This window comes from Burkholderia sp. HI4860 (assembly GCF_002223045.2).
GTDB lineage: Bacteria > Pseudomonadota > Gammaproteobacteria > Burkholderiales > Burkholderiaceae > Burkholderia.
This window is the reverse complement of record NZ_NKFO02000005.1, coordinates 734,379-756,956: the sequence shown is the minus strand read 5'-3', so window position 1 is coordinate 756,956 and position 22,578 is coordinate 734,379. Positions and strand designations below refer to the sequence as shown.

The 22,578-nt window shown below is 70.4% G+C and carries 21 protein-coding genes; 6 read left to right on the top strand and 15 right to left on the bottom strand.

Annotated elements, in window-relative coordinates:
* The first annotated feature begins 28 nt into the window (after positions 1 to 28).
* On the top strand, positions 29 to 1,348 hold the full coding sequence (locus CFB34_RS37455) for a glycosyltransferase family 1 protein (RefSeq protein WP_089443832.1): 1,320 nt from the start codon (positions 29 to 31) through the stop codon (positions 1,346 to 1,348).
* Entirely contained in the window at positions 1,348 to 2,394 is a 1,047-nt protein-coding gene (locus CFB34_RS37450) for a UDP-glucuronic acid decarboxylase family protein (RefSeq protein WP_089444023.1), read from the top strand. Before CFB34_RS37455 ends, CFB34_RS37450 begins: the two co-directional genes overlap by 1 nt.
* Before the next feature lie 31 nt (positions 2,395 to 2,425).
* Here the strand turns inward: CFB34_RS37450 and CFB34_RS37445 are convergent, their stop codons facing one another.
* Positions 2,426 to 4,738 carry an ATP-binding protein gene (locus tag CFB34_RS37445; RefSeq protein ID WP_089443831.1) on the bottom strand — a complete coding sequence of 771 codons (2,313 nt, stop codon included), beginning with the start codon at positions 4,736 to 4,738 and terminating at the stop codon, positions 2,426 to 2,428.
* A 100-nt stretch (positions 4,739 to 4,838) separates the two neighbouring features.
* Here CFB34_RS37445 and CFB34_RS37440 point away from each other — a divergent pair, with 100 nt between their 5' ends.
* Together CFB34_RS37440 and CFB34_RS37435 are read left to right on the top strand one after the other, a co-directional pair.
* Complete coding sequence (locus tag CFB34_RS37440; protein WP_089443830.1) at positions 4,839 to 5,549, top strand: PIG-L family deacetylase; 711 nt, start codon at positions 4,839 to 4,841, stop codon at positions 5,547 to 5,549.
* Positions 5,528 to 6,451 (top strand): glycosyltransferase, encoded by a 924-nt coding sequence (locus CFB34_RS37435; protein WP_089443829.1) that lies wholly within the window; start codon positions 5,528 to 5,530, stop codon positions 6,449 to 6,451. The genes CFB34_RS37440 and CFB34_RS37435 overlap by 22 nt, the downstream gene beginning before the upstream one ends.
* A 14-nt stretch (positions 6,452 to 6,465) precedes the next feature.
* Here CFB34_RS37435 and CFB34_RS37430 read toward each other — a convergent pair whose 3' ends face one another.
* The gene (locus tag CFB34_RS37430) at positions 6,466 to 7,833 is read right to left on the bottom strand and encodes a sigma-54 dependent transcriptional regulator (RefSeq protein ID WP_089443828.1); all 1,368 of its coding nucleotides are present in this window, start codon (positions 7,831 to 7,833) and stop codon (positions 6,466 to 6,468) included.
* A gap of 344 nt (positions 7,834 to 8,177) precedes the next feature.
* On the opposite strand from CFB34_RS37430, the gene CFB34_RS37425 reads away from it, so the two are divergent.
* Positions 8,178 to 9,209 carry a sigma-54 dependent transcriptional regulator gene (locus CFB34_RS37425; RefSeq protein WP_089443827.1) on the top strand — a complete coding sequence of 344 codons (1,032 nt, stop codon included), beginning with the start codon at positions 8,178 to 8,180 and terminating at the stop codon, positions 9,207 to 9,209.
* A gap of 22 nt (positions 9,210 to 9,231) precedes the next feature.
* Here CFB34_RS37425 and CFB34_RS37420 read toward each other — a convergent pair whose 3' ends face one another.
* The 11 genes from CFB34_RS37420 to CFB34_RS37370 all read right to left on the bottom strand — a co-directional run bounded on the left by CFB34_RS37420 (position 9,232) and on the right by CFB34_RS37370 (position 19,087).
* Positions 9,232 to 10,182 (bottom strand): glycosyltransferase, encoded by a 951-nt coding sequence (locus tag CFB34_RS37420; RefSeq protein WP_089443826.1) that lies wholly within the window; start codon positions 10,180 to 10,182, stop codon positions 9,232 to 9,234.
* Positions 10,172 to 11,257: a glycosyltransferase family 9 protein gene (locus tag CFB34_RS37415; RefSeq protein ID WP_089443825.1), complete on the bottom strand. Its 1,086-nt coding sequence runs from the start codon at positions 11,255 to 11,257 to the stop codon at positions 10,172 to 10,174. The genes CFB34_RS37420 and CFB34_RS37415 overlap by 11 nt, the downstream gene beginning before the upstream one ends.
* Positions 11,254 to 12,255 carry a glycosyltransferase gene (locus CFB34_RS37410; RefSeq protein ID WP_089443824.1) on the bottom strand — a complete coding sequence of 334 codons (1,002 nt, stop codon included), beginning with the start codon at positions 12,253 to 12,255 and terminating at the stop codon, positions 11,254 to 11,256. Before CFB34_RS37410 ends, CFB34_RS37415 begins: the two co-directional genes overlap by 4 nt.
* Positions 12,252 to 13,997, bottom strand: coding sequence for a carbamoyltransferase C-terminal domain-containing protein (locus CFB34_RS37405; RefSeq protein ID WP_089443823.1), 1,746 nt, complete (start codon positions 13,995 to 13,997; stop codon positions 12,252 to 12,254). Before CFB34_RS37405 ends, CFB34_RS37410 begins: the two co-directional genes overlap by 4 nt.
* A 3-nt stretch (positions 13,998 to 14,000) precedes the next feature.
* Positions 14,001 to 15,203, bottom strand: a complete 1,203-nt coding sequence (locus tag CFB34_RS37400; RefSeq protein WP_089443822.1) for a glycosyltransferase family 9 protein — start codon at positions 15,201 to 15,203, stop codon at positions 14,001 to 14,003.
* Positions 15,200 to 15,811 carry an HAD-IIIA family hydrolase gene (locus tag CFB34_RS37395; RefSeq protein WP_089443821.1) on the bottom strand — a complete coding sequence of 204 codons (612 nt, stop codon included), beginning with the start codon at positions 15,809 to 15,811 and terminating at the stop codon, positions 15,200 to 15,202. Before CFB34_RS37395 ends, CFB34_RS37400 begins: the two co-directional genes overlap by 4 nt.
* Complete coding sequence (locus tag CFB34_RS37390) at positions 15,802 to 16,584, bottom strand: SDR family oxidoreductase (RefSeq protein ID WP_242808778.1); 783 nt, start codon at positions 16,582 to 16,584, stop codon at positions 15,802 to 15,804. The genes CFB34_RS37395 and CFB34_RS37390 overlap by 10 nt, the downstream gene beginning before the upstream one ends.
* Positions 16,585 to 16,741: 157 nt before the next feature.
* A complete protein-coding gene (locus CFB34_RS37385; RefSeq protein ID WP_089443820.1) occupies positions 16,742 to 17,257 on the bottom strand; it encodes a hypothetical protein in 516 nt (171 codons plus the stop codon).
* Positions 17,211 to 17,573 (bottom strand): hypothetical protein, encoded by a 363-nt coding sequence (locus tag CFB34_RS37380; protein ID WP_143329973.1) that lies wholly within the window; start codon positions 17,571 to 17,573, stop codon positions 17,211 to 17,213. Before CFB34_RS37380 ends, CFB34_RS37385 begins: the two co-directional genes overlap by 47 nt.
* A gap of 80 nt (positions 17,574 to 17,653) precedes the next feature.
* On the bottom strand, positions 17,654 to 18,532 hold the full coding sequence (locus CFB34_RS37375) for a BON domain-containing protein (protein ID WP_089443818.1): 879 nt from the start codon (positions 18,530 to 18,532) through the stop codon (positions 17,654 to 17,656).
* Between the two features lie 186 nt (positions 18,533 to 18,718).
* Positions 18,719 to 19,087 carry a chemotaxis protein gene (locus tag CFB34_RS37370; RefSeq protein WP_089443817.1) on the bottom strand — a complete coding sequence of 123 codons (369 nt, stop codon included), beginning with the start codon at positions 19,085 to 19,087 and terminating at the stop codon, positions 18,719 to 18,721.
* Between the two features lie 275 nt (positions 19,088 to 19,362).
* Between CFB34_RS37370 and CFB34_RS37365 the strand changes: the two genes are divergently transcribed.
* Positions 19,363 to 20,955, top strand: a complete 1,593-nt coding sequence (locus CFB34_RS37365; protein ID WP_089443816.1) for an ATP-binding protein — start codon at positions 19,363 to 19,365, stop codon at positions 20,953 to 20,955.
* A gap of 9 nt (positions 20,956 to 20,964) precedes the next feature.
* On the opposite strand, the gene CFB34_RS37360 is transcribed toward CFB34_RS37365, so the two are convergent.
* Both CFB34_RS37360 and CFB34_RS37355 read right to left on the bottom strand, forming a co-directional pair.
* Complete coding sequence (locus CFB34_RS37360; RefSeq protein WP_179243805.1) at positions 20,965 to 21,288, bottom strand: four-helix bundle copper-binding protein; 324 nt, start codon at positions 21,286 to 21,288, stop codon at positions 20,965 to 20,967.
* A 29-nt stretch (positions 21,289 to 21,317) separates the two neighbouring features.
* Positions 21,318 to 22,523 carry a zinc-dependent alcohol dehydrogenase gene (locus CFB34_RS37355; RefSeq protein WP_089443815.1) on the bottom strand — a complete coding sequence of 402 codons (1,206 nt, stop codon included), beginning with the start codon at positions 22,521 to 22,523 and terminating at the stop codon, positions 21,318 to 21,320.
* Positions 22,524 to 22,578 lie beyond the last annotated feature (55 nt).

Here is a 22,578-nt window from a genome sequence, read left to right as displayed (position 1 = left end):
CCGCGGCCCCGACACCGGGAGCAACACCATGCAAAGAATCGCGTTGATCAGTGAGCACGCATCGCCGCTGGGGGTGATCGGCGGCGTCGATGCCGGCGGGCAGAACATCTACGTCGCGAACGTCGCGAAGCAACTGGCCGAGCGCGGCCTCGACGTCGACGTGTATACGCGTTGCGACAATCCGCACCTGCCGGAAGTCGTGCCGATCGGCCCGCACATGCGTGTGATCCACGTACCGGCCGGGCCACCGACCGACGTGCCCAAGGAGCGGCTGCTGCCGTACATGGTCGCGTTTGCGGACAGCATGGTCGCGCGCATGCGACGCGAGCCCGACCCGGTCGACGTGATGCATGCGAACTTCTTCATGTCGGGCGACGCGGCATTGCGCGTGAAGCGACAGCTCGGCATCCCGCTCGTCACGACCTTCCATGCGCTCGGCCGCGTGCGCCGGCTGCATCAGGGCGACGCCGACGGCTTCCCCGATGCGCGCTTCGCGATCGAGGACACGCTCGCACGTCGCTCGGACCGCGTGATCGCCGAATGCCCGCAGGATGCGCTCGACCTGACGACGCACTATCGCGCCGACGCCGCGCGCATCGAGATCGTGCCGTGCGGCTTCGACGTGCGGGAACTCAGGCCGACGCCGCGCATCGACGCGCGCGCGCAGCTAGGCTGGCCGCAGGATGCGTTCGTCGTGCTGCAGCTCGGCCGCCTCGTGCCGCGCAAAGGCATCGACACGGTGATCGACGCGCTGGCCCGCATGCCGCGCGACCCGCGCCGGCCGACCCACCTTTATATCGTCGGCGGCAGCCAGGCCACGCCCGACCCGGCCCGCGACCCGGAACTCGCCCGCCTCGCCGGGCTCGCGCACGACCTCGGGATCGCCAATCGCGTGACCTTCGTCGGCCGGCGCGACCGCGACACCCTGCACCTGTACTACAGCGCGGCCGACGTGTTCGTCACGACCCCGTGGTACGAGCCGTTCGGCATCACGCCGGTCGAGGCCATGGCCTGCGCGACGCCGGTGATCGGCAGCCGCGTCGGTGGCATCCGCACGACGGTGGAAGACGGCAAGACCGGCTATCTCGTGCCGCCGCGCGATCCCGCCGCGCTGGCCGCGCGGCTCGTCGAGCTGCGCGCGCAACCCGATCTGTGCGCGGCGCTGGGACGCGCCGGCTACCTGCGTGCGCACCGGTTCTATACCTGGCAAGGCGTGGCCGACCGGCTCGTCGACATCTATCGCGACGTCGCCCGAGCGCGCAGCGCCGGCGCGTCGGCCGGCACCGGTCACCGCACACCCGTGTCGATCACATCGGGCGCGCTCGCCCATCGCAAGGAGAACGCATGATGAAGGGCCATGATCGCAAACGCGTGCTCGTCGCCGGCGGCGCCGGCTTCCTCGGCTCGCACCTGTGCGAACGCCTCGTGACGGACGGCCACGACGTGCTGTGCGTCGACAATTTCTACACCGGCGCGAAGGACAACATCGCGCATCTGCTCGACGCGCCGACCTTTGAGCTGATGCGGCACGACGTGACGTTTCCGCTCTATGTCGAGGTCGACGAGATCTACAACCTCGCGTGCCCCGCATCGCCCGTCCACTACCAGCGCGACCCCGTCCAGACGACCAAGACGAGCGTGCACGGCGCGATCAACCTGCTCGGCCTCGCGAAGCGCGTGAAGGCGCGCATCCTGCAGGCGTCCACGAGCGAGGTGTACGGCGACCCCGACGTCCACCCGCAGCACGAGCAATACTGCGGCCGCGTGAACCCGGTCGGCCTGCGCGCCTGCTACGACGAAGGCAAGCGCTGCGCGGAAACGCTGTTCATGGACTATCACCGCCAGTACGGCGTCGACGTGCGGATCGCGCGCATCTTCAACACGTACGGCCCGCGCATGCATCCGGCCGACGGCCGCGTCGTGTCGAACTTCATCACGCAGGCGCTCGCCGACGCGCCGCTGACCGTCTACGGTGACGGCAAGCAGACGCGCTCGTTCTGTTACGTGGACGACATGGTCGATGCGCTGATCCGGCTGATGAATGAGCCGGGCGACGCAAGCGAGCCGGTCAATCTCGGCAGCGATGCCGAAATCGCGATGCTCGACATCGCGCGCGAGGTCGTGCGGATCGTCGGCGCGACGGTCGCGATCGAGTTCCGGCCGTTGCCGTCCGACGATCCGCGCCAGCGACGGCCGAACCTCGAAGCCGCGCAGCGGCGCCTCGACTGGCGCGCGACCACGCCGCTCGCCACCGGGCTCGCGCGTACCGTCCGGTACTTCATTCATCGGCAGGCCGCGCTTCACCAACCGGGCGATCTCGTGCGCAGCACGCAGATCGCGTCGCACCTGCTCGCGCAGGCCGATATGCCGCGCCGCCCGGCACCGGCGCAGTGACGACGCCGGCGCGCCCGGCGCGCGCCGGCCGTCAGTCGTCGCGCTTCGTCACGAGCATGATCTTCTGCGCCAGTTCGCGCACGTCGACCGGCTTGCACAGATAGCCGTCGAAGCCGGCCTCGAGGGCGCGGCGCTCATCCGCCAGTCCCGCGTGCGCGGTGACGGCGAGCACGCGCAGGTTTCGCGTGTCGCCGTTGCCGTCGCCGTCGACATTGCCGGCCCCGCGCCTCAGCGCGTCGAGCAGCCAGAAGCCGTCTCCGTCCGGCATCGCGAGATCGGACAGCACGACGGTGGGCTGCAGGCCGGCAGCCATCGCGAGCGCTTCGCGGCCCGACGACGCGACCGTGACGGCCGCGCCGAACGTCGTCAGCGCGGCCGTCAGGCTCGCGCGCGTCGTCGCATCGTCGTCGACGATCAGGATCCGCTGCGTGGCGAGCCCGAGCGGCGCCTGACGGTCGGCCGCCTGCGCGAGCCCCCACGCCATCGCGCCGGCCGGCTGCCAGCCGGCCGGCAGCCTCACCGTGAACGTCGCGCCGAGATTGCGGCCCGCGCTTTCGGCCGTCACGGTGCCGCCGTGCAGCTCCGCGATATGCCGCACGATCGACAGCCCCAGGCCGAGCCCGCGCCGCGACGACGCGGGCGAATCGTCCGCGCGACGGAACATGTCGAAGACGTACGGCACGAACTCGGGCGCGACCCCCTGCCCCGTATCGGCCACGGTCAACACCGCCTGCGTGCCGTTGCGCACCAGCCCGACATGCACGCTGCCGCCGCCCGGCGTGAACTTCAGCGCGTTCGACACGAGGTTCGACAGCATCTGCCGCAGCCGTTCGGCGTCGCCGGACACGATGAACGTGCTGGACCCGCAAGCGAATTCGAGCATGACGCCGGCCGACGACGCGGCCGTCTGGAACGTGCCGACCGAGTCGGAGAACAGCCGCGCGAGGTCGACCGGCGCCGCATCGAGCCGCAGCTTGCCGGTCGCGAGCGACGACGCGTCGAGAATGTCGCCGACCATCCGCGTGAGCGAGCGCGCGCTGCGGTCGATCGCATCGATCGCCTGACGCTGCAGCGCGTGGTCGACCGAATTGCGCAATACCTCGACCCAACCGTAGATCACGTTCAGCGGCGTGCGCAGTTCGTGCGACACCGTGGCCAGCAACTCGTCCTTCAAGCGGTTCGACGTATCGGCCTGGTCGCGCGCCCCCTGCAGCGACCGCGTCGCGCGCAGATCATTCCGGCGTCGCGCCCCGGTCTCGTGCAGCGTCAGCGACAGCGCGAGGGTCGCGCGCGCATCGCCGTGCAACGGGCGGGCCGACACGGTCGCGCGAAACCGCCGGCCGTCGCGCCGGACGCACAGCAGTTCAATGGGCCCGAGCGCGTCGCTCAGGCCGTCGAACGATTCGGCGAGCGGGCTGCGCCGCAGCCAGCGCATCGCGACCAGGGAATCGAGCAAACGGCCGCGTGCGTCGTCTTCGTCGTAGCCGAAAATCCGCTGCGCGGCCGGGTTCCAGCTGACGATGCGGCCGTCGCCGTCGACACCGACGATCGCGTCGGGCGATGCGTCGACGACCGCTTGCTGAAGACGCGACGCGTCGACCCGCGCGCGGTCCGCGCTGGCGTCGCGCACGATCATCACCGCGCCGTCGATGTTGCCGTGCAGGTCGCCGAGCGGCGACGCCACCTCGACGACCGGTACCGGATCGCCGCCCCCCACCGCCTGCAGCCAGTGCCGGTCGGAGGTCGCATGGGCGCCGCCGAGCGCGCGTTCGAGCGGGGTCGTCGGCACGCGGCGGCCTGCGTGGTCGACGATCCGCAGCACGTCGCGCGCGGGCCGCCCCGTCGCGTCTTCCGGCCGGCAGCCGACGAGCGCGGCCGCGGCCGCGTTGAGGTAGGTGAGCCGCCCGTTCGCATCGGCCGCGATCACACCGTGCGGCAGTGCCTGCAACACGGCTTCGAGCTGCTGCCGCGCGGCCGCCTCGCGCCGGCGCGCACGGTCGTTCGTGAGCCGTGTGTGGCGCAGCATCGCCGCGAGCGCGCACACCAGCACGCCGACCAGCATGAACGTGCCGAGCTGGACAAGCCGAACGGGCAGCGGCTGCGTATAGGCCGCGGGATCCGACAGGAACAACGTCCACACGAGTATGCCGCTGGCCACGGTCGACGCGACGCCGAACAGGAACGACGTCGCCCATGCCGCGGCCGCGAGCAGCGGGTAGTACAGCACGAAGGGCAGGTTCACGCCGCCGAAGCGGATCGCGAGCGCCTGCAGCACGGTCGCGATCGCGACCAGCATCACGGCCATCACGTAATTGCCGGCGCGCGGATGGGTCATTTCAATCATCGGACGCCTTCCTGTCGCGCGTGTCCGGGCGCCCCCGGCCAACGACGGCCGGGCACGCTGCCTGCTCGCCCGGCTGGCCATCCACCAGGGAGATCATCTCGTGACGCATGCCCCGACACGCTGGCTCGTTGTCTCGCCGCATCTGGACGACGCCGTCTTCAGTTGCGGGCGACTGCTTGCGGCAGCGCCCGGCTCGATCGTCGTCACCGTATTCGCCGGCATTCCGCCGCGCGATGCGCCGGCGCCGCCGTGGGATCGCCGTGCAGGCTTCGATCGCGCCGACGAAGCCGTGCGCGCGCGCCGCGACGAAGACCGGCGCGCGCTCGCACGGCTCGACGCGCGGCCGGTCTGGCTCGACTTTCTCGACGATCAATACGGCACGCCCGCCGCATCGGCCGCGATTGCCGCGCGCGTGGCACGGGAGATCGACGCCCACGCCGGGTTCGGCGTCCTCGCGCCGGCCGGCCTGTTCCACCGCGATCATCTGCAAGTGCAGCAGGCCGCGTTGTCGCTGCTGGATCGCGCCCGCGCGTCGCACGACGCGGCGCGCGTGTGGCGCTTCTACGAGGACGTACCGTACCGCCGGATCGCGGGGCTGATGGCCCGGCGCGTGAGCGGCTGGCGCGAGCGCGGCTGGATCGCCCATCCGGCCGGCGACCCGGCCGGCGACCGCACGGAAGCCATCGCCGCGAAAGCCGACGCGGTCGCCGCGTATGCGAGCCAGATTGCGTTGTTCGATCCTCATATGCGCGCCGATCTCAAGGAACCCGAAACATACTGGCGGCTCGAATGCGACGTCACGTTCGCGTAACCCCCGCGCGCCACGTTGCGCCGCCGCCCGAAGCGCGCGTGACCGCCGTCGTGCTGACGTTCAGACGACCGGCCGAACTCGCGCATACGCTGGCCCGGCTCACGTCGCTGCCCGACCGGCCCGCCATCGTCGTCGTCGACAATGCCGCGCAAGCCGAGACCGCCGCGCTGATCCGCCAGCGCTTTCCGCACGTCGTACTCGTGCAGGCGCCCGACAATCTCGGCGCGGCCGGCCGCAATCTCGGCGTGGCCGTCGCCCGCACGCGCCACGTCGCGTTCTGCGACGACGACACCTGGTGGGCGCCTGGGTCGATGGAGCAAGCCGCGGACCTGCTCGACGCGTATCCGCACGTCGCGGCCGTTACCGCGCGCGTGCTCGTCGGCGCTGACCAGCGCGAAGACCCGACCTGCCGCCTGATGGCCGACAGCCCGCTCGACGCGCCCGTCACGCTGCCCGGCCGCCCGATCCTCGGCTTGCTGGCCGGCGCGACGGCGTTCCGGCGCGACGCGTTCATGCAGGCGGGCGGCTACCATCCGCGCTACTTTCTCGGCGGCGAGGAAGCGCTGCTCGCGCTCGACCTGTACCGCGCCGGCGGATGGCTCGTCTATGCGCCGCACCTCACGGTCCACCATGACCCGTCGCCGCAGCGCGACACGCGCACGCGCGCACGCGTGACCACCCGCAACGCGGTATGGACCGCGTGGCTCAGGTGGCCAGCCCCGGCCGCGCTGCGGCACACCGTGCGGCTGCTGCCGCGCCTGTGGCGCGAGCGCATGCTCGCGCGCACGTTCGCGGGCCTGGCGTGGATCCTGCGCGAGCGCCGTACGATCCCGCCGCACGTGGAACGCCTGCGCCGCCAGCTCGAGCGCGATGCGCGTCGGGATGCGTGCAACGGAGCATGAGCGCGGCGGCACCATCACGAATCCGGCTTTCCCGCATCGTCATCCAGTTGCGCGAGCCGGTTGTAGATGGTCTTCAGGCTGACGTCGAGCACCTCGGCCGCCTGCGCCTTCACGCCCCCGCATTGCGCGATCGTGCCGAGGATCAGCTTGCGGTCGACTTCCTCGAGCGGCGTGCCGAACGGCACGGTGACGCGATCGTCATGCGAATCGACCATGCTCGACAGTTCGTCCATGATCGGCGGCGGCAGCGTATCGATCAGGTCCGTATCGCTGAAGATGCTCGCGCGCTGCACGAAGTTGCGCAGCTCGCGCACGTTGCCGGGCCATGCGTAAGTCTTCAACGCGTCGCGCGCGGCGGCCGAGAAGCGCAATGAACGGCCGCTTTCCTCGTTGTAGCGCTGCAGGAATGCATCGGCGAGCATCGGGATGTCGTCGCCGCGCTCGCGCAGCGAAGGCAGCGGGATCGGGAACACGTTGATCCGGTGGAACAGGTCGGGCCGCAGCTTGCCGTCGGCCATCGCGGCCTCCGGATCGCGGTTGGTCGCCGCGACGATGCGCACGTCCACGTCGATCTCGCGCGTCGAGCCGAGCCGCGTGAGGCGCCCCGTCTCGAGCACGCGCAGCAGCTTGACCTGCGACTCGAGCGGCATCTCGGTGATCTCGTCGAGAAACAGCGTGCCGCCGTCCGCGCGTTCGAAGAAGCCCTTGTGCTGGCGCTCCGCGCCCGTGAAGCTGCCGCGGTCGTGGCCGAACATCTCGCTTTCGACGAGGTTCGCGGCGATCGCGCCGCAGTTCACCGCGAGGAACGGGCCGCGGCGGCGCAGGCTCAGGTCGTGCACCGTCTGCGCGGCCAGCTCCTTGCCGGTGCCCGATTCGCCCGTCAGCAGGACCGACGCCTCGGTGCGCGCCACGCGGCCGATCGCGTCATAGACGGCCTGCATCGCGGGCGAGCTGCCGAGCATGCGGCCGAAGCGGCCGAGGCGCTGCAGTTCCGAACGCAGTTCGGCAATCTCTTCATGCAACGCGGTGGTGCGCGGCACGCGCGCGAAGATGCTGTTCAGCCGCTGCATGTTCAGCGGCTTCACCAGGTAGTCGGTTGCGCCGCGCCGCAGTGCGTCGATCGCGGTTTCGAGGCTCGCGTGGCCGGTGGTCAGCACCATCTCGCAATGCGAGCGCTTCGGCAACGCATCGAACAGGTCCATCCCGTTGCCGTCCGGCAGCACGAGATCGCACAGCACGAGATCGGGCGTATGCGTCGACACGAGCGTGCGCGCTTCCTCGAGCGTCGCGGCCGTGTCGCAGGCGAGTTGCTGGGTGCGGGCGAGCGTCGCAAGCATGGTGCGCGTATCGGCATCGTCTTCGACGATCAGAACATAGGGCATCGAGGCTCCTCGTGAAGCGGCCCGACCCTGCATGGCCGGAACCGCGACGGACGCGCAGCGCACCGTCTCCGCCTCGTTTCGCGGCGGCACGCGCCGCGCTGCGCATGACTGGATGGGCGAGCGCTCCTGCCCGGGATGCAACGCTTAGCAGTATAGAAGAATGGTGTCGTGCATTCTCCGCCTATCGAATAAATCTATCCGGCCGCGCGGCACGCATTGCAGATTCAATGTCTCACCGCCGGTATAACAGGTATTCTCGGTATAGGAAAACGGTGACGCATGCCACGTCATTTTTTCACCTGGTCTCGACGCATTCGGTCAAACTTCCCACTCGATATCACACCATGTCGAAATCCGTCGATGACGGCATGCGGCTTTTCGGCCGCTCGCGTACGATCCAGACCCTGTTGCTGAAGGTGTCGCGTGTAGCCGTCACGCGCGTCGGCGTGCTGATCGTCGGCGAAAGCGGCGCGGGCAAGGACATCGTCGCGCGGCTCCTGCACGACATGAGCCCACGCCGCCGCGGGCCGTTCGTTCCCGTCAATTGCGGCGCGATTCCTCACGACATTGCGGAATCGCATCTGTTCGGTCACGAGAAAGGCAGTTTCACCGGCGCCGTCGCGCAGCATGTCGGCATGTTCGAGGCCGCGCGCGGCGGCACGCTGTTTCTCGACGAGATCGCCGAAATGCCGGCCGAGCTGCAGGTCAAGCTGCTGCGCACGCTCGAGTCGAACACGATCGTGCGGGTCGGCGGCCACGAATCGATCCCGCTCGACGTGCGGATCGTCGCCGCCACCCATCACGACCCGGTCGAGGCCGTGCGCAGCGGGCGGCTGCGCGAGGACCTGTTCTACCGGATCGCGACGGTCGCGCTGCACGTGCCCGCGCTCCGGCAGCGCGAGGACGACGTCGACGAGATCGCGCTGCAGATCGTCGAGCGGCTGAATGCGCGGCACCGCACGAGAAAGCGGCTGTCCATGCAGGCGATGAAGGCGTTGCGCACCTATACGTGGCCCGGCAACGTGCGCGAGCTGCGCAATACGCTCGAGCGCGCGTTCATCCTCGCCGACGAGCAGATCGAACTGCAGCTGCCGCGCCGTGCGCCGCCGCGCGACGAATATCGTCACAACGCGATCACGCTGCATATCGGCACGACCCTCGCGCACACGCAGCAGCGCTTCATCGTCGCGTCGCTGCGGCATTTCAACGGCGACAAGCCGCGCACCGCAAAAGCGCTCGGCATCAGCCTGAAGACGCTGTACAACCGGCTCGCGCTCCTGCCCGAACATGAACGGGAGGCGTTTCGCGGAACCGGCACGTCGAACGTACCGACCCCGTCGAACGTGCCGAACCCGCCCGACGCACCGACGCCCTGAGCCCGCGCGGCACGCGTGCGGCTCAGGTCGCGACGTCGTGCAACGCCGCGTCCCAGTCGCGCACGAACCGCTCGATGCCGAAGCGCTCGCATGCGTCGCGTCGCGCGGCGGCGCCCCACTCGCGTGCGAGATCGGGATCGCGGATCAGCATGCGCATCGCATCGATCAGCACGGCCGGCCGCGTATCGGCCATGCCGTTGCGGCCGCTCCGGATGAGCAGCGCCATCTCGGTCGTCGCGAGCGCGACGATCGGCATCCCGATCATCATCGCCTCGATCACCGCGAGCCCGAGGCTCGTATAGCGGATCGGATTGAAGAAGAACCGGTAGTGCGACAGGAAGTGCGGCAGTGCCGGGTTCGGCACCTCGCCGATCCCGCCCAGCTCGGCCGAACCCATCCCGACCAGTTCGAGCGGCACGCTGTGACGCGCGGCCTCGAACAGGTCGGCGCCCAGCCGACGCCCGCGGCGCGCGAGGTTGTTCACGACCGTCACGCCTTTCGGCAACGTCCCGTGATACGCGACGTTGTCCGGCATCAGCACGCCATGCTCGATCACGCGCGTCGGCGTCACGCCGTTGTCCCACATCAGCGCATTGAACGGCGTCACGTGCACCAGCAGGACGTTCGGATCCTGCACCGGGTGCAGCGTATCGGTCGGATGCGCGCGCGGCGGATCGTGCTCGACGAACAGGGTCGGCAACGCACGCTGGTCATCGCTCAGCAGCATCAGGCGGTCGTGCTCGTAATGCTTCTGGTGCTGGTACAGCACGCAGTCGAATGCGGTGTCGCGCACGCACTCCGCCGGCACCTCGTGCACGTTGTCGCCCCATGGCAGGTGCCCGACGCGGCCCGCATAGCCGGGCGGATCGTGCGGCTTCGTCACGAGGAAAAAATCGTGCGGCGCCTGCGACAGGTAATACAGGTAGTTGCCATGGACGTGCCAGGTCAGCACGCGCAGCCGCTTACGTGACATGACGCCTCTCCTCCGCCAGCAGTTCGCCCGCCCGCTCGACCACGTCGCCGACACCGATCGCCGTCGCGCATTCGTGCCCATACGGGCACGTGTCGAACATGCACGGCCGGCACGCCGGATAGTTCGCGAGGACGCGATGCCGCGCGCCGTCGAGCGGCGCCCAGCGGGCCGTGTCGCTGCCGCACGCGACGACCACGCTCGGCGTGCCGAGCGCCGCCGCGACGTGCGACACGCCCGTGTCGTTGCACAACACCAGCCGTGCGCGTCCGATCAGCGCGGCAAGCGCGCCGAGCGGCGTGCGGCCGCACAGGTTCACGCAGGGCCGCGCGAGATGCTCGGCGAACGCACCGGCCAGCGCCAGTTCCGCGCGCGTGCCGGTCAACACGATCTGCCAGCCGTCGTCGGCGAGCTGCCGTGCGGCGAGCGCGAAGCGCTCGACCGGCCAGCGCCGCGACGCCATCCGCGCGCCGGGATGCACGATCACGTAGCGCCCCGGATCGAGCGCATGCTCGTCGCACAGCACGTGCCACAACGCGTAATCCAGCCCGCCGAGCGGGAATTCGAGGTAGTCGCCCCATTCCGCATAGCCGAGCGCGCGCATCAGCGCCAGGTATCGCGTGACTTCCGGCTCGTCGTCCCGCCACACGAGCGTGTGGTCGAGCCGGGTCGCGCCACCGTCGGCCGGCACGAAGCCGGCCGTGCGCGTGGCCCCGAGCGACGCGACCATCGCGTTGGTGTGCGTGCCGCTGCCGTGCAGCTGGATCGCGAGGTCGAAATCTCGTGCGCGGCACTCGGCGATGAACGCTTCACGTGCGGCTGCGTCGGGCACCGGTTGTTCGCCGAGCCCCGGCGCACCGGGAAACGCGATGAAACCGTCGAGGTAGTCCGAGAAGCGCGACGCAAACTCGCGCGCCCACGGCAGCCCGATCAGCGTGATCCGCGCGTCGGGTTCACCGCGCCGCAGCGCACGCAACGCGGGCACCGCGCACAGCATGTCGCCGAGCTGCAGCGCACGGAACACCACGATGCGCGTCGGCCGCCGCACGCGCTCGAAATCGGCAGGTTCGGTCGTCATAGGAACAGGACCCGGAAATGAAGCGCGCCGCGCATGCGCCAGTACAGCGACACGGGCGGAATCGCGATGGACGTGACGATCATCTCGGCCACGTGCGACGGCGTGAGCTGCGTGCCGCGCAGGCGCTTCACGCAGAACGCCGCGGTAATCACGGCCCACACCACCGCGCATGCCGCGCCTGGCGCCGGCCACCCGGCCGCGAAGCACACGATCGCGCCGAGCGCGGCGAGCACCGCCGCGTAGTAATGCCACGGCGGCACCGGCCGGATATGGCGGCGGTAGGTCGCACGGTGCTTCTTGTACAGCAGCGCGTCGAAATAGACCTTCGACTGCTGGCCGATGCTCGCGCCCCAGCGCGCCGGGCGCACCGGATGCACGATGCACGCCGCATCGGCGTCGACGATCGGCCCCGCATGTTCGCGCAACGCGAACATCAGGTCCGCGTCCTCGCGCCAGGCGCGTGTGAAGCGTTCGTCGAAGCCGCCGACCCGCTCGAGCGCCCCGCGCCGCACGAAACAGTTCGCGGTCGCGAACTCCGCGTGCGCGAGGCCGGCCGCGTCGCGTTCGTAGTCGGTCGGGTGCGGCCGCAACGGCACGTCGATGCGGCCCGCGGCGGCGGATGCGGACGGTTCGGCCAGCAACGCGGCCGTGCCGTGGCGCAGCCACGCCGGATCGGGAATCGTGTCGTCGTCGGTGAACGCGATCAACGCGCCGCACGCGCTGCGCCAGCCGACGTTGCGCGCGCCGGCCGGCCCCTGCGTGGCGGGCGCGGTCATGTAGCGGATCGCCGGCACGTCGGTCACGCGCGCACGGCACCGCTCGACGACGGGCCGCGCGCTGCCGGCGGCGTCGTCGTCGACCACGATGATCTCGTAGGTCGTCGGGTCGAACACCTGAACGCACAGTGCGTCGAGGCAGCGTTCGAGCAGGTCGGGCCGCCGGTAGGTCGGCACGACGACCGACACGACCGGCGGCCGTTGCGTGTCGCGCGCGTTCATCTCGGTTTCTCCAGCAGGAACGAACCGATCACGAGTGCGTCGAGCGGCGACGTCCAGAAGCATTCGAGCGCGTCGCGCGGCGAACAGACGATCGGCTCGCCGCGGGTATTGAACGACGTGTTGACGAGCACCGGTACGCCGGTGAGCGCGTCGAACTCGATCAGCAACGCGTGCAGCAGCGGGTGCTGGGCCTCGTCGACGGTCTGCACGCGTGCGGTGCCGTCGATATGGCGCACGGCCGGAATCGTCGCTTCGGCGCCGGGCGCGACGTCGTACACGAACAGCATGAACGGCGCGCGCAGCGGCGTGCGCCGTCCGCCGCGAAACCAGTGATGCGCCTTGCTTTCGAGCACGACCGGCGCGACCGGCCGAAAGTCCTCGCGATCCTTGATCTGGTTGAGCTTGCGCTGCATGTCCGGGTCGGTCGGCGACGCGAGGATCGAGCGTGCGCCGAGCGCGCGCGGGCCGAACTCCATGCGCCCCTGGAACCAGCCGATCACGCGGTTCGCCGCGAGCAGCGCGGCCGTTTGCGCGGCGACGTCGGCGAGCCGCCGGTACGGCAGCTGGGCGTCCTTCAGGAACGCCTCGATCGCATCGTCGCCGTACGCCGGCCCGAGATACGCATGGTCCATCCGCCATGCGCCGCGCTCGCCGCGCATCCGGAAGTCGGTCCACAACGCCGCGCCGAGCGCGGTGCCGGCGTCACCGGCGGCGGGCTGCACCCACACGTCGTCGAACGGGCCGCGATCGCGGATCTTCGCGTTCATCACGCAGTTCAGCGCGACGCCGCCGGCCATCGCGAGCTGCCGCTCGCCGGTGCCGGCGGCCAGCCAGTCGACCGCCTGCAATGCCGTTTCTTCCAGCACGAGCTGCAACGCATGCGCGATGTCGCAGTGATGCGGCTCGATCGGGCCGCCGCGTTCGCGCGGCGGGCCGAACAGCGTGACGAGATCGCCGTCGAGGATCGCGTAGCGTCCGTCGCCGTCGTAGCGCACCAGCTTGCGCATCGCGTCGGCGAACACCGGCTTGCCGTACGACGCGAGCGCCATCACCTTGTACTCGTCGGACGAATGCAGGAAGCCGAGGTAGCGCGTCACGCGTTCGTACAGCAACCCGAGCGAATGCGGCAGGTTCACCTGGCCGAGCCGCCGGTACGACCGGCCGTCGAACGCGCCGTAGCTGGTCGTCGCACGCTCGCCGCGCCCGTCCATCGTCATCACCGCGCAGCGCTCGAAAGGCGCCGCGAGAAACGCGCTCGCCTCGTGTGCGAGATGGTGCTCGACGAAATGCCAGCGGAACGGCCCGTCGTGCGTGACACCACGAAACCGCCGCTGCAGGTGGTGCGGCGCACCGCCCGCGAGCTGGCGCGGCGCGTTCACGATCGACGACAGGAACAGCGGATGCCAGGGCGACGCGCCGCCATTGCGCGGCGCGTGGGCCGACGGCGAAAGCGGCAAGGTCAGCGACGGCTCGGCCGTGTCGCGTTCGAGCTCGAACCACGGGTCGTACGAATACGCGACGTGGTCGACGTCCGCGAGCGCGATGCCGGCCTCCGCGAGACAGTAGTCGATCGCATGGTAGGGCAGTTCCCAGGTCGAGAACGGTACCGGGCGCTTCGCGTGCTTCACGTGCGTGAAGCGTTCGTCCTCGGCGGCCGCGATCACGACGCCGTCGCGCACGAGGCACGCGGCACTGTCGTGAAAGGCGGCGTTGATGCCGAGCGTATGGATCGGTTCGGGCATGCGTCAGCTCCTCGTGATGGCGGGCGAGAACGGAATCACGTTCGATGGGCTCGCATCGACCGGTCCGTCACCCTGCATGGCGGCCCGCACGGCCGCGCGCCGCGCATGGCGCATCCGACCGCGCAGCAGCGCGTGCACGGCGGCGACCGCATCGTCGACGCTCACCTCCCGCAGGCACGGATGGCCGGGTTGATCGCACACGCTGCGGTAGCAGTTGCGGCACGGCACGTCGACGTTCAGCACCCGGTGCGGCACCCGCCACGGCGTGTGCTGCGGATTGGTCAGCGCATAGAGATCGACCACCGGCGTGCCGAGCGCGGCCGCGAGATGCACCGGGCCGGAATTGTTCGACAGCAGCAGGTCGGCCGTCTCGATCAGCGCGCCGAGTTCGCCGAGCGACAGCACGCCCGCCAACGGCACCGCGCGCGGGCCCGCGCGGGCGCATACCGTGTCGACCAGCGCGCGCTCGCTCTCGCTACCCGTCACCGCGATCCCGTCGAACAGCGGCGCGACGCTCGCGGCCACCTCGCCGAAGCGCTCGGCCGGCCAGCGGCGCGACGCCGCGCTCGCGCCCGGATGCACGACGAGCCAGCGCGCCGACGGCGCGCCCGGCCGGCGCGGGCCGCCGATGCGCTGCAACGTGGCCCGCAACCGCGCACTGACCGCACGCCGCGCCGCGTCGCCGGGCTCGAACGCCATCCGCCAGTTCGACGTCGTGGCGCCGATCGCGCGCACGAGCGCGAGCTGCCGCGCCACCTCGTGCCGCACGTGCGACTCCGGTTCGCTTTCCGGCACGCGGTCGGTCAGCAGTTCGTACGGGTTCTCGCGGCAATGCGCGAGCCGCAGCGGAATGCCCGCCAGCCAGCACATCATCGCGGCGGGCAGCGGATTCTGGCTGTAGACGGTAAAGACCACGGCCGCATCGAAACGGCCGGCCAGCAGCCGATCGATCATGTCGAGATCGGCGACCGGATCGCCGCGCACGTCGGGGTGCTTGACCCACGGCGCATCGTACGTCCACACGTCGTCGACCATCGGCAGGTACGTCGCCAGCGCGGCGCCCGTGCGCGACGTCAGCAGCGTGAGCCGGCGACCCTCGCCGCTTTCCTGCAGCGCGCGCAACGCGGGCGTCGTCATCAGCACGTCGCCGACGCTGTCGAGCCGCACACACAGGATGCGTCGTGCGCGACGCCACGCGGCGTTCATCGCCGGCCCCAGGTGCCGTGCCGCCGCACGGCTTCGCGCGCGACGATGTCGGCCGCGCGGTCGACGCGATCGACGACGTGGTGCGGCGTGCGCGCGGCGCCGGTGCGCCATTCGGTCTCGTGCCCGCAGTCGACGAGGATCGTGCGGCAACGCGCGGCGCGCCCGGCCTCGACGTCGTCGAGGATGTCGCCGATCATCCAGCTCCATTCGGGGACGACGCCCAGCGTGGCCAGCGCGCGACGCAACATGCCGGGGCGCGGCTTGCGGCAGACGCAGTCAATCGTATAAGCCGGCACGCTGCCGCGCGGGTGATGCGGGCAGTAAAAAAAATCCGCCAGTGTCGCGCCGTTTGCTTCGAACAGTTCGGCGAGACACCGGCGGACCGCGCCAAGCTCGTTTTCCGTAAAGCGGCCGAGCGCGACGCCCGGCTGGTTCGAGACGACCACGATCGGCATGCCGGTCGCGCCGAGCGTGCGCAGCGCGCGTGCCGCGCCTGGGGCGAGACGCATCCGCGCCGGATCGACGTTGTAGGGCACGTCGTCGAGCAACGTGCCGTCCTTGTCGATCAGCACGGCGCCGGGCAGCCCCCTTTCGCGCTTCAAGGCCATGACGTCTCCTTCATCGGCAGCACCATCACTTCCGGCACCACCGTGCCGGGCGGCTGCATCAGCACGAAACGCACGGCGGCCGCGACGTTCTCGGCCGGCTGCAGCGTGTCCGCGTCGATGTCCGGGAAGCGGTCGAGCAGGAACGGCGTGCGCATCCCGCCCGCGACGATCGCCGACACGCTCACGCCGGCCGGCCGCAGTTCGGCATGTAGCGCATGCGACAGGCCGAGCAGCCCCCACTTCGTCGCGTGATAGGCGGACGCATTCGGCCACGCGCGCTTCGACGCGGTCGACGCGATGTTGACGATGTGCCCGGTGCCGCGCGCCTTCATCATCGGCACGGCGGCGTGGCACATCAGGTACGGGCCGAGCAGGTTCGTCATCAGCACCTGCCGCCACGCGTCGACGCTCACGTCGTCGATCGGCGCGGTCACGTCGATCGCCGCGTTGTTGACGATCACGTCGAGATCGCCGAGCGCTTCCCGCGCGTCGTGCACGACCTGCAGCACCGACGCCTCGTCGCGCACGTCGAGCGGCCGGCCGACCGCCTGCCCGCCGTGCCGTTCGAGCCGCTGCGCGACGGCGGCCGCGCGGTCGCCGTCGAGATCGGCGACGATCACGTGCGCGCCGTGCCGCGCCAGGTCTTCGCAAATGGCCTCGCCGAGCCCGCGGCCGCCGCCGGTCACCAGCGCGACGCGGCCGGCGAGCGGCGTTTGGGCGGAATCGTGTTTGACGTCGTTCACCTGCACCTCCTTGCGAACGTCCGGACGCATCCGGACTGGCTGGGTGACGCTTGTCGCGACAAACGTCGATGCAGGAGATACAGCGAGAACCGTGCCGACTGGCCGGCGCCCGTACCGCGTCGCGCGCCGGCACGCCATCGCTGGCTTTTTTATAAGCTGCTGTAAAAACCGCCCCGCACGGTCGCGCTCAGATCGCCAGCGCGTCCGGCGTCGCCTGCGCGCGGCGCTTCGCGAGCGCACGCAGGCAGTGCGCGATGCAGCCCGCGAACGCCTCGTCGAACCACGGCTGCGCGCCCGACACGCCGACCACGATCCCGCCGAGCGCGACCCCGCCCCACAGGTTCGTATCGCCCGCGCGCAGCCGGTATGGCTCGAGCGCCTGCACGACGTGGCCGTCGCGGCCCGTTTCCCACGACAGCCGCGCCTTCGCGCGCGCATACGCCCGGTAGTCGGCGTCCCAGTCCTTCGGGTCGGGCAACGAGAACTCGTACAGGATCGCGTCCTCGAACGGCGCGTCGTGCGGCCCGAGCGCGGGATCCATGATCACGATGTGCAGGCAGCCGCTGTCGCCGACGAAGTCGCTCTGCAGCGCGGCCGACAGGCTCGGCAGCAGCAGTTCGACCGCGGCGACCGCGGTCGGGCGGTCGACGAACGCGCTACCGGCGGGGCGGCCGGTCAGCGCTTCGAGTGGCGGGTTGGACATGGGTGTCTCCAAAGGGAAATGCGCGTGCGCGCAACGTCGCGATCCGGTCGGCCGTTGCCGCGGGGTGGGTCAGGTGTAAGCGTGGAAACCGGCCTCGAGCGGCGCGCGTGCGGTCGCGGTCGCGCTCGCGCGCGTGGCCGGACAGCGCCCGGCTCTCGGGCAGCGCGCAGCCTTCTCGATCGTGCGCGGTGTCGATCTGGCGAACGACGCGCCGCTGGCAACGCGTCCGCCGGCGCGCAAACACGGCCGTGCATCTCGCATCGATCGCGAACGTGACGAAGCCGCCGCCGTACTTGCCGGTGACGATCACGAGCACTGCCCGCGCGGCATATCGTCGGTTCCCGTCGCCATGCGTGCGCGAGGCGATTCGGAGCGCGCCGGTTCGTGCACGAGCGCTCAGTGATGCGGTTTGCGCTCGCGGTCGCGCTCGACGGTCCCCGGCTCGGGATCGAGCACGGCAGGCTGCGTCGGCGTCACGGTCCGCTGGTCGGGATGCAGCACCATCCGCGAATCGTGCTCGTCGTCGTCACGACGCACCCGCACGCGATTCTCGACGTCGCGCACGCCCATGCAGCGGTCGGCGAGATCCTCGATGCCATGCTTCATCCATCGCGCCGGCACCGTACCGTCCAGTTCGACGCGGCCGTCCTGCACCTGCACCGTAACGTCGCTCACGTCGATCTCGAGGGCATGCGCGAGCCGCTCGCACACATCTTCGCGGATCCGCTCGTCCGATCGCGTATAGCCTTTCGGCCCGCGACGATGGCGCAGCGCGTCGCGTTCGGCGTCGCTGCCGAACCGCGACAAGTCCCGGGCGTCGCCGCCGTAGCGCGGATCGTCGCGCGGATCGCCATAGGCACGGTCGCGGTCGTACCCGCCCATCCGGTGATGCCCGCGAAACTCCGGGGGAACGCCGCGATACGGGCTTTCCCGCCAGTCGCGGCCCTGCGCGTGATAGTCGCGTTCGCCGTAGCCGGGCTCGGGTTCGCGCGCCGGCCGGCGCGGGAAGTCGCCCTGCCAGCCCGCATCGGCCCCGCCGCGCCGCTGGCCGACCGGCCGCGCCGCGCGTTCGCTCCATTCGCTGCCCCAGTCTTCCGGACCGACGTCCTCGCTCGCGAAGCGGCGGTACGCCGGCTCGTCGCCCGCGTCGGGCCATCGCGACGGATCGTCCGGGCTGCCGCGCTCGCCGGCGCCTCGGGGTGCGCGTTCGTGGCGCTCCTGCCAGTCGGGCGGCCCGCCGCGTTCGCCATGCCGTCCGGGATATCGTCGTTGCATCGTGCCCCTCCTTGATCGCGCCTGCGCCGCGCACGGCCCCATGCCGTGTCACGGCGCGCGTCGGTCAGGTCGAATGCAAGTCGCGTGCCGAGGTCGTGGCCGATGGAAGACCGACGCGCATCGCAACGGCATTCCGCTGCAGGACACCTTATCTGCAATGCGATTGCAGTTTTTGCGTGCCGGGGGTCACGGCGTGCCGTCATCGCCCGCTTGGTCCCCGTCATCCGGTGGCGTCGTGCCGCCGGGCTCGCTCAGCCGCTCGGTGCGGTCCGGCTTGATGTCCATGCTTTCATCGAGGGTCGAATCGCCGTCCGCCGACGCGCGCTCACCGGTGCCCGCACGGTCCGTATCGCTGTCGAGCGCGGCATCGCCGCGTTCGAGCGCGTGCTCGTCGAGCGGCGAATCGACGTCGAACGGATGACGCCGCGCGCCGGCCGTGTCGCTGCCGCTGTCTGACGAATCGCTCGGGCCCAGCGCGCGGCCGTCGCGGCCGCGGCTGGCATTGTCGTCGTCCGGGTCGGACGGTTCGTTGTCGGGGTTCAGCGTGCTGTTCATGTCGTGCTCCTTGCGAGGCTCGCGGCCGCGCGCAGCCGGCCAACGCGGCACGGCGGGCGGAACGCAAGCGTGTGCAATCGGCATGCCGCGCCGCACACCGGAACCCATTGCGCGCGGCCGGAATGGCGATCGGCACAACCGATGCGCGCTCATTGATCAGCCGAATTGAGTTCCCTTATGCTTTCGGGGTGCCAATCCGATTCGTACCGCCGCTGCCGGGTCGCCCGACGGCGGCCGGGCGGCCCTTGCCCGCCCGTCTTCGACAAGCTGCTCCGATGATGAAAGACGACATCAATCCTCGCTCGCCTCCCCCGCCGCTCGGGCAATCCGACGCGCGCGACCTGTTGCACCGCTTCGCCGAGTTCCGGTTCCAGACGGTCGTCGAGTCGATCACCGACTACGCGGTGTTCATGCTCGATCCGCACGGCAACGTCGCGACTTGGAACGCCGGGGCCGCGCGCATCAAGGGCTATCGCGCCGCGGAGATCGTCGGCCACCACTTCTCGCGCTTCTATCCGCCCGACGCGATCGCGGCCGGCCGGCCGTCGCTCGGGCTTGCCGAAGCAGCCGCCAACGGCCACTTCGAGGACGAAGGCTGGCGCGTGCGCAAGGACGGCTCGCAGTTCTGGGCGAACGTGACGATCACGCCCGTGCACGATCACTCGAACCAGCTCTGCGGCTTCATCAAGATCACGCGCGACATGACCGAGCGCAAGCGCCTCGAAGAGCTCGAAGCGTCGACGCACCGGCTCAGCGTGTTCATCGCGATGCTCGCGCACGAGCTGCGCAACCATCTCGCGCCGTTGCGCCATTCGGTCGGCGTGCTGCAGAGCCTGGCCAACCCGGCGCCCGCGCTCGCGCAGTGCCGCGACGCCGTGCATCGTCAAGTCACGCAACTGACGCGCCTCGTCGACGACCTGCTCGACGTCGGGCGCATCACCGCCGGCAAGCTCGAGCTGAACGATCGCCCCCTTACCGTGCGCGACATCGTGTGCCGCGGCGTCGAAAGCATCCAGCCGAAGCTGGCCGCGCGCGGGCAGCACATCCACGTCGATCTGCCGCCCGATGCCGTGCCGCTGCACGGCGACGATGCGCGGCTCGTCCAGGTGCTGCACAACCTGCTCGACAATGCGTCGAAGTTCTCGCCGCTCGGCGGACGCATCGACGTCGGCGCCACGATCGAGGGGCCGGTCGTCGCGATCCGCGTGACCGATCGCGGCGTCGGCATCGCGCGCGACGCGCTCGAAACCATCTTCGACCTGTTCGAGCAGGAAAGCGGGGCGGGCCGGCGGCCGGCCGAAGGCTTCGGGCTGGGGCTCGCCATCTGCCGGACGTTCGTCGAACTGCACGGCGGGCGCATCTCGGCCGAAAGTGCCGGGCCCGGTCACGGTGCGACGTTTACGGTGCGGCTGCCGATCGACCGCATGGCGCGCGCGACCCGCGGCGACGTGCGCGGGCCGGTCAAGTCCGCGCAGACGGACACGACGCCGCTCCGTATCGTCATCGTCGACGACAATCGCGATTCGGCCGACACGCTCGCCGTGCTGCTGCAGGTGAAAGGACACGCGCCGCGCGTCGCCTACAACGCGCACGACGCGCTGGCGCTCGCCCGCGACTACGCCCCGCAGTTGATGATCCTCGATCTCACGATGCCCGACGTCGACGGCTTCACGCTCCTGCACGAGTTGCGCGCGATCGACGCGCTGCGCGACACGACCTGCGTCGCGCTGTCGGGACATGCCAGCGCGGCGGACCTGCAGCGCACCGCACGCGCAGGCTTCGACGAGCATCTGGTGAAGCCCGTCGAAATTGCCGTGCTCGACGCGCTGCTGCAGCGCGTCGCGCACCGGGTTCGCCGCACACCGTGACCGCCGTGCTCAAGCCACCGCGCGACACATCGCCGCGCATGCTTCACACGCGAGCGCGCAGCGGCGGCAATGATCGTGGGCATGCCGCAGGCACTCGGCCGCGCACAAGTCGCATGCCTGCGCGCACAGCGCGCAGACACTCGGCGTGAGCACACTGCGGCGCGCCATCGCGCCCGACGCGAAGCGGCACAGCTGCGCGCATTCGATGTCGAGCGCGATGCAGTCGGCCAGCGCCTGCGCGTCGCGTTCGGTGAGGCACGCGGCCGTACACGCATCGCACGCGTGTGCGCACGCGTCGCAGGCGGCCATGCAGTTGTCGTATGGAGCGTTCATCGCCGTCCTCCCGGTTTCGGTTGACATCGTCATGGCGTCAGCTTCACCTTCATCCAGCCCGGCTCGCGCGTGTCGAACGCGCGATAGGCATCGATCGCATTCGTCAGCGGCTCGCAACGCGTGAGCACCGACAGCGGGTCGAATGCGCCGCTGCGCACGAGCTCGACGAGCGGCGGCGTCACCGTGCGGTGATTGCAGTTGCCCATCTTGATCGTCAGGTTGCGGTTCATCGCATCGCCGACCGGAAACACGCGCGCCGCCGGCGGGTACACGCCGATCACCGCCACCGTGCCGCCTTTCGCGACCGCGCGCACCGCCCATTGCAGCACCTGCGACGGCCCGTCGCCCGGCACCCAGTTGCGGCCATCCGGCTTGCGGTGCGGCGCGATCGCATCGACTTCCGCATCGAATGCACGCGCCGCGTCGCGATCGGCCGCGGCCGGCCCGTGCGTCGCGCGCATCGCGTCGACGCCCACCGCGTCGATCACGCGATCGACGCCGATTCCGCCCGTCAGCCGCAGCACCGTCTCGACCGGATCGTCCTCCGCGAAATCGACGATCTCCGCGCCTTGCGCGCACGCCATCTCGAGGCGCGATGCCACGCGGTCGATTGCGATCACGCGCCCGGCGCCCATCAGCTTCGCGCTCGCGATCGCGAACTGGCCGACCGGCCCCGCGCCGAACACGGCGACCGTATCGCCCGCACTCACTTCCGCGAGCTGCGCGCCGAAATAGCCGGTGGGGAAAATGTCCGACATCAGGATCGCGCGATCGTCGTCGATCGCATCCGGCAGCCGAATCAGGCTCGCATGCGCAAGCGGCGTGCGCGCGTATTCGGCCTGCAGCCCGTCGAACGCACCGGTGTCGGCCGGACCGCCGAAGAACGCGGTACCCGCGCGTGGGCCGCCCGGGTTCGCGACGTCGCATTGCGCGGTGTAGCCCGCGCGGCAGTACGCGCAACTGCCGCATGCGATCGTCGACGGAATCAGCACACGGTCGCCGCGCCGCAGGTTGCGCACGTCGCGCCCGACCGTCTCGACGATGCCGACACCCTCGTGGCCGAGGATCGTGCCCGGCTTCATCCCGCCGAGGGTGCCGCGCACCATGTGCAGGTCGGTGCCGCAGATTGCGCTGGCCGTCAGGCGCACGATCGCGTCGGTCGCGTCGGTGACTTCGGGATCGGGCACCGTGTCGATGCGAATGTCGCCGATGCCGTGAAATACGACTGCTTTCATATCAAGCCCTCCTTGTTCGAACGTTCTCGGAACTGCCGAGAAAACAATCGAGCAA